This window comes from Corynebacterium marquesiae (assembly GCF_030229635.1).
Classification (GTDB): domain Bacteria; phylum Actinomycetota; class Actinomycetes; order Mycobacteriales; family Mycobacteriaceae; genus Corynebacterium; species Corynebacterium marquesiae.
This window is the reverse complement of sequence record NZ_JASPII010000009.1, coordinates 87,794-94,591: the sequence shown is the minus strand read 5'-3', so window position 1 is coordinate 94,591 and position 6,798 is coordinate 87,794. Positions and strand designations below refer to the sequence as shown.

The window sequence follows — 6,798 nt, the reverse complement described above, 5'->3', positions numbered from 1 at the left end:
CACCAGCCGAGAAAATGGCCGCACTGATAAACTCAACCGAAACATAAGAAGTGTTTCCACGACCACTAGAATCCGCCCAGCAGCATATAATACAGTGCCAAAAATAATTCTTTCCAAGCCGTAGAAAAGCCGGTAAAATGGCAAAAAGTTGGCCCCGCGCTCGGCCATGTTGCTTGCACTATGCCACCGCGGCGTACTCAGCGGCGTGCGGCTCGTGAATGTTCTCGTCTCTCATTAGTTGTGATGCTCGTGGTATTCGCGGCAGCGGGGCAAGAGAACGTGACACAACCAAAAGGAGCGCAGTAACCAACGTGCTAATACTCCTGGGTACTCTCATCGCTGCCACCCTGGTAGCACCGCTGCTCATCATGCGAATGGGTCGCCCGGCATTTGGAATTTTGGCCTTAGTTCCCGGCGCAGGCTTTGTGTGGACGCTCATGCACTTTCTGCGCGGCACCTTCGCAGACGGTGGCGCAGTTGAGCACACTGTGGAATGGATGCCGTCCGCGAACCTAAGTTTTGACCTCCGCTTAGACGGACTAGGCGCGCTATTCAGCCTCATCATCTTGGGCATGGGCGCGTTGGTATTGGTCTACTGCTGGGGCTATTTCGACGGCACGCGGCGCCGCTTGGCCATGTTCGCGGCGCAAATGGTGGGCTTTGCCACCGCCATGTTTGGTCTAGTGGCCGCGGACAATTTCCTGCTTATGTACGTGTTCTGGGAGATTACCTCCCTGCTGTCTTACCTCTTGGTTAGCTACTATGCGGAACGAGCCTCCTCCCGCCGCGCGGCACAGCAGGCGCTGATGGTCACCGCTCTGGGTGGTCTAACCATGCTCATGGGCATTATCTTGCTAGGACGGCAAACTGGGGCGTGGACCTTTAGTGATATCTCCGCCTATGAAAACTTTGCGCAGACACCCTATGTCACGGTGGCCATCGTGCTCATCTTGGCGGGCGCACTGACAAAGTCTGCAATTGCACCGGCGCACTTTTGGCTCCCCGGCGCGATGGCGGCACCGACTCCAGTCTCCGCTTATCTCCACTCCGCCGCGATGGTTAAGGCCGGCATCTATCTAATCGGGCGTCTGGCGCCCTCAATGTATGAGGTGGCCACCTGGCACGTAGTGGTTATCTCCCTAGGCGTGTTTACCATGCTGCTCGGCGGCTGGATGGCGCTCAAGCAGCGCGACCTGAAGCTGATTTTGGCTTATGGCACCGTCTCCCAGCTAGGGTTTATCACCTCCATCATGGCCGTAGGCTCGCGGGAAGCCATGCAGGCCGGTCTCGCGCTGACCTTTGCACACTCGCTATTTAAGGCGGCGCTTTTTATGGTCGTCGGCGCTATCGATCACTGCTCAGGCACAAGGGATATCACCAAGCTATCCGGATTGGGGCGCAAAGAACCATTCCTCTTCGGCATTGCGATCATTTCCGGGTTCTCCATGGCCGGCGTCCCACCTCTATTTGGCTTCGTGTCCAAAGAGGCGGTGCTGGAAGCCACCATGCACGAGGAGCTCTTGGCCGGCATGCCACGCAATATGATGCTTGTGGCCTATGTCCTCGGTTCTATCCTCACGATGGCCTATACGCTGCGCTTTTTGTGGGGTGCCTTTGCCACCAAGAAGGAGGTCAATGGAACGGAGCCGGCAGAGGCCGTCGCCAAGATGCATCCCGTAACTATGGGATTATGGCTCTCTCCTGCCCTGCTCACTGCCCTAACCGTGGCACTTGGTGTGTTCCCCAAGCCCCTATCGGCGGCCTTTGACCAGCATCTCGACTCCACCTTCGCCCCGAAGGAGCATAGCGAACTGGCCCTGTGGCATGGACTTACGGTAGCACTCGGCCTCTCCGCACTCATTATCGTGGGCGGTATTATTATGCACTGGCAACGCCAGGTCCTGGTCAAGTGGCAATTCGCCTATCCTGCGCTGGGCAATGCGGATGATGCCTATGATTCGGTCATCGCTCTTTTGCGCCAGCTCTCGCTGCGCACGACGGCAACCACGCAGCGCGGCTCCCTGCAGCTGAACTTGACGGTTATCTTTGCCACATTGATGCTGCTGCCACTGGCTATGATCATCAAGGGCGATCTCACCGATATCCGCATGATTGTGGCGGAAAATCCTTGGCAGATCGTCGCCGCCTTCATCATCATGGTGGCCGCCGTAGCCGCCACGGTCACCGATAATCGTTTATCAGCCGTGATCATCGTCGGGGTGACTGGCTATACCCTCGCCTTCATCTTCGCGCTGCACGGTGCGCCGGACTTGGCGCTGACGCAGCTGCTGACTGAGACCATCGTGATGGTTCTTTTCATGCTGGTTCTGCGCCGCATGCCGGCCTCCACCGAGTGGAAGCAGGACCCCAAGATGGGGCGCCTGCGCGCGTGGCTTTCCGTGGGCACGGGCCTTACCGTCACCGTGGTGGCGATGTTTGCTATTAACGCACGTCAGTCTAAGCCCATCTCCGAGTTCATGCCGGATCTGGCCAAAGAGATTGGACACGGCGCCAATGCTGTCAACGTCTTGCTAGTGGACTTGCGCGCCTGGGATACCTTTGGCGAAATCACGGTGATCATCATCGCCGCACTGGGCGTGGTTTCTCTGATTTATCGCACCCAATCCTTCGGCCGCGAAAGCCGCCGTCCCACCCTGCGGGTTACCGGCCGGCGGTGGCTGGCCGCCGGGGTGGAATCAGAGCAAGCGCTCAACCGCTCGCTGATGATCGATGTCTCCACGCGCGTGCTCTTTCCGTCCATGGTTGCACTGTCCTTCTACTTCTTCTTCGCCGGCCACAATGCCCCTGGCGGCGGCTTTGCCGGCGGCCTCGTCGCAGCGCTAGCGCTCATCTTGCGCTACCTGGCTGGTGGGCGCGCAGAGCTGGAAGAAACCCTGCCTATTGATGCCGGCCGCACCATGGGCACCGGTCTCTTGCTGTCCGCACTGGCCACGGTGACCCCGATGTTCTTTGGGCACCCGCCGCTTACCAGCGGATACACCTCGCCGGAGATTCCGCTCATCGGCAAGGTTTCACTGCCTTCAGCGTTGGTCTTTGACGCAGGTGTCTACCTCATCGTCGTGGGGCTCACGCTCTACATCCTGAATTCCTTGGGCGCCAAACTGGATGAGGAAGAGGATATGCGTAAGCAACGCGCCCGCGATCGCGCTCGCTCGCTGGCCCGGCAGCAACGCCAACGCACCGCCAAGCAAAAGGCACAACGGGCCCAGCGCAAGGAAAAGAAACAAGCCGCTACAGCAAGCACAACCGCCACCACAGGGAAGGAGAAATAAATGGAAGCCAACCTCTTCCTCCTCTTGGCCGCCGGTGTGCTCGTAGCCGCAGGTGTCTACCTACTCCTGGACCGCGCCATGACCAAAATGCTGCTTGGACTGTTGCTTTTGGGCAATGGCGCTAACCTCTTCTTGCTGCAGTCCGGCGGTTCGGCCGGTTCCCCGCCTATCGATGGCCGCGAGTCGGAGCCTTACGGCGCCGAGATTGCGGATCCACTGGCGCAGGCAATGATTCTGACCGCCATCGTCATTTCCATGGCGTTGACGGCTTTCATCCTCACCTTGGCATACCGGCAGTACCGCTACCGTACAGACGATGTCATTGAAGATGACGCGGAGGATACCGCAATTGCCGCCAAGGCCGCACGCCCCGGCAATGCGGCCGCCAGCCCGGACCACGATGCGTCCAATGATCCTGCTACGGGCCGCGCCACCAAGCAAGGCGATAACTTCGGCCCTGCATCCTTCGAGGAACCAGTAAAGGGGGCCCGCGATGAGTGAAACCGTCCAGCCGCTTGTCGATGTCCTCTTTCCCTACATCGGCTACCTCATTCCGCTGCCGATTATCATCCCCGCAGTGGCCGCAGCACTCGCGTTGATTTTTGGCCGCATTCCCAATGCGCAACGCCAGATCGTGTTTTTCTCACTGCTTATTACCGCGGTGGTTAATGCCGTCCTCATCCTCATCGCAGATTTTGAAGGCATCCAAACCCTGCAGATAGGAGGTTGGGACGCCCCGGTGGGCATCACGCTCGTGGCGGATCGCCTCTCTGCGGTCATGCTCTTTACTTCCTCCGTAGTGCTGTTTTCTGTCATTTGGTACGCCATTTCCCAGGGCGTGCGCGATGGTACCAAGGACGAGCCGGTGGCCGTATTCCTGCCCACCTACATGCTGCTGACCATGGGCGTTAATATCTCCTTTTTGGCCGGCGATCTCTTCAACCTCTACGTGGGATTCGAGGTCTTCCTCGTGGCGTCCTATGTGCTGTTGACCCTAGGTGCCTCAGCCGGTCGAGTTCGCGCCGGCGTGGGCTACGTGATGGTGTCCATGGCTTCGTCAATGATCTTCTTGCTCGCGCTGGGGTATGTGTATTCCTCCGTGGGCACGATGAACATGGCACAGATCGGCCAGCGCATGCAGGATCTCCCGGAAGGCACCCGCACCGCGATCTTTGCCACGCTGCTCGTTGCCTTTGGCATTAAGGCGGCCGTCGTTCCGCTGGACGCTTGGCTGCCGGACTCGTATCCCACGGCGCCTTCACTAGTCACGGCCGTCTTCGCCGGCCTGCTAACCAAGGTGGGTGTCTACGCCATCATCCGCGCCCGCACTTCCATTTTCACTGCCGGGGGACTCGATACCGTGCTCATGTGGGTAGCCCTCGCCACGATGCTGGTGGGTATTTTGGGCGCCATCGCGCAATCCGATATTAAGCGTCTTTTGTCTTTTACCCTGGTCAGCCACATTGGATACATGATCTTCGGCGTTTCGCTCGGTACCGCGCAAGGGCTTTCCGGCGCCATCTTCTACGCCGTACACCACATTCTGGTCCAGACTGCGCTGTTCCTCGTGGTCGGACTGGTCGAGCGCCAGGCCGGAACGTCTTCGCTGCGCCGTTTGGGCTCGCTAATGTATTCTGCCCCGCTCATCGGAATCTTGTATTTCATCCCTGCCATTAACCTGGGCGGCATCCCGCCGTTCTCCGGTTTCCTGGGCAAGGTCATCCTGCTGCAAGCCGGTGCGAATGAAGGCTCCTGGATGGCATGGGTGCTCATCGTCGGTGCGGTGGTTACCTCGCTGCTCACCCTCTACGTCATGATGTTGGTGTGGGCCAAGGGCTTTCAACGCGACCGCGCCGATGCCCCGGAAGGCAACGTGGCGCTCGCCCGCCCGGCCCCGCTTTCCGATATCACCGATGAGGTGGAATTTTCTTCTCGCCAGGATGTAGGCAGGGTGCCCTTTGGCATGATCGCCTCTACGACCCTGCTGGTGGCAGCGTCTACCTCGATTACCTTCTTGGCCGGACCGATTTCCGGTATCACCTCACGCGCGGCCGAATCCGCGCAGGATACGTCCATTTACCAGTACGCGGTACTGGGCGACCGCGCGGATGACCCCACCCGCCACCTCAACCAGAAGGAGCGCTACACCGGCGGCGCTGATTCCTATAAGAATCGCCGCAACCCTTCCCCGGAGGTGGAGCCGCCGGATTCAGCGGGTTTGGATGCCCGCACCGACCCGGAAGCCGGTGGGCGCGATGCGCATTCCACCGACGTAAAGTCCCCGGATGCCGCCAAGAGGAAGGATATTAGCGATGACTAACACGCGCTTTTCCGGCCTGCGCCACCGCTTCCGCCCGTGGTTCATCGTCTGGCTGGTAGTCATGTGGTGCATGCTCATGGGCGAGGTCACCGTGGGCAACCTCGTGGCCGGGCTGATCATCGGCGTCGTCATTGTCTTTACCCTGCCGCTGCCGGCCATGCCTATCGCCGGCATTGACGTCTCTTGGGGCAAGCTCATTGCCTTCATGATCCGCTGGTTCTGGGAGTTGTTCTACGCCTCGCTCAAGGTGGGATGGTTGGCCGTGCGCCCGCAGCCGGTGCCCAAGACCGCCATCTTGGAGCTGCCCATGCGCTTGGATAATGAGTTTGCTATCTCTTTGGCGGTGACGCTGTATAACCTGCAGCCAGGCGGCACGGTGACCGATATCGATATTGCAAACCGCATGATTACCGTCCATATCTTGGATGCCCACGATGAGGAACAAATCCAGCGTGAAATCAATGCTGTGGCCCGTCTGGAGGCCTCATTCATCGAAATCTTTGAAAGGAGCCACCCCTAATGGATCCCCAGATCTATAACGCAATTTTGCTGGTGGCCGCCGCGCTGCTGGTGGTCTCCTTCCTCATCACCGTCTGGCGCATTGTCACCGGCCCCAATTCGCTGGACCGCTTGGTGGGTATGGATGGTTTTACCGCGATGTTCCAGTGCGCGCTGGCTACCTATATGTGCTGGTCGCTTAACACGACCGTGGTCTCAGCCATGCTGGTCATTGCGCTGCTGGGATTCATCTCCACCGTATCCGTCACCAGGTTTAGGAAGAGGGATAGCCAATGAGCTGGTCCTTTATTGCAGATGTACTCTCGCTCATCCTCATTATTGGCGGCAGCGTCCTCACCTTGGCCGCAGCCATCGGCGTCGCCCGGTTCAAGGACACGATGTCGCGCGTACACGCGGTGAGCAAACCACAGACCACCGGTCTTATCCTCACTATTCTTGGCGCAATCATCCGCATCACGGGCGCGGAATCCTTCAGCGTAGCCGAGCGGGGGGATTTAGGAATGCTCATTTTGCTGGTACTGTTTGCCATGTTCACTAGCCCGGTAACCGCGCAGCGCACCTCGCGTATTGCTCGACGTGAAGGCCTGTACGGCACCGAGGAAACCATGTCCCGCAACGACCGACCCGCCGCGAAGTCGCTGCGCCGCAAGTAGGAGACGCTTTTCA

General features: G+C 59.1%; 6 protein-coding genes. All 6 read left to right on the top strand.

Going from position 1 to position 6,798, the window contains the following annotated elements:
- Positions 1-311: 311 nt before the first annotated feature.
- Genes QP971_RS07570 through QP971_RS07545 form a run of 6 tightly spaced genes read left to right on the top strand, consistent with a single transcriptional unit; the run spans position 312 to position 6,785 of the window.
- Positions 312-3,293: a Na+/H+ antiporter subunit A gene (locus QP971_RS07570; protein WP_284787250.1), complete on the top strand. Its 2,982-nt coding sequence runs from the start codon at positions 312-314 to the stop codon at positions 3,291-3,293.
- Positions 3,294-3,794 carry a Na(+)/H(+) antiporter subunit C gene (locus tag QP971_RS07565; RefSeq protein ID WP_284787248.1) on the top strand — a complete coding sequence of 167 codons (501 nt, stop codon included), beginning with the start codon at positions 3,294-3,296 and terminating at the stop codon, positions 3,792-3,794. It begins immediately after the preceding gene.
- On the top strand, positions 3,787-5,613 hold the full coding sequence (locus tag QP971_RS07560) for a Na+/H+ antiporter subunit D (RefSeq protein WP_284787246.1): 1,827 nt from the start codon (positions 3,787-3,789) through the stop codon (positions 5,611-5,613). The genes QP971_RS07565 and QP971_RS07560 overlap by 8 nt, the downstream gene beginning before the upstream one ends.
- Entirely contained in the window at positions 5,606-6,133 is a 528-nt protein-coding gene (locus QP971_RS07555; RefSeq protein WP_284811194.1) for a Na+/H+ antiporter subunit E, read from the top strand. Before QP971_RS07560 ends, QP971_RS07555 begins: the two co-directional genes overlap by 8 nt.
- Entirely contained in the window at positions 6,133-6,408 is a 276-nt protein-coding gene (locus QP971_RS07550) for a monovalent cation/H+ antiporter complex subunit F (protein ID WP_005325614.1), read from the top strand. Before QP971_RS07555 ends, QP971_RS07550 begins: the two co-directional genes overlap by 1 nt.
- Complete coding sequence (locus QP971_RS07545; protein ID WP_049377926.1) at positions 6,405-6,785, top strand: monovalent cation/H(+) antiporter subunit G; 381 nt, start codon at positions 6,405-6,407, stop codon at positions 6,783-6,785. The genes QP971_RS07550 and QP971_RS07545 overlap by 4 nt, the downstream gene beginning before the upstream one ends.
- The last annotated feature ends 13 nt before the right edge of the window (positions 6,786-6,798 follow it).

What these genes read in the sequence shown, in the direction of transcription:
- QP971_RS07565 (WP_284787248.1), top strand. Translation starts at nt 3,294, where the DNA reads ATGGAAGCCAACCTCTTCCTCCTCTTGGCCGCCGGTGTGCTCGTAGCC.
- QP971_RS07560 (WP_284787246.1), top strand. Translation starts at nt 3,787, where the DNA reads ATGAGTGAAACCGTCCAGCCGCTTGTCGATGTCCTCTTTCCCTACATC.
- QP971_RS07555 (WP_284811194.1), top strand. Translation starts at nt 5,606, where the DNA reads ATGACTAACACGCGCTTTTCCGGCCTGCGCCACCGCTTCCGCCCGTGG.
- QP971_RS07550 (WP_005325614.1), top strand. Translation starts at nt 6,133, where the DNA reads ATGGATCCCCAGATCTATAACGCAATTTTGCTGGTGGCCGCCGCGCTG.
- QP971_RS07545 (WP_049377926.1), top strand. Translation starts at nt 6,405, where the DNA reads ATGAGCTGGTCCTTTATTGCAGATGTACTCTCGCTCATCCTCATTATT.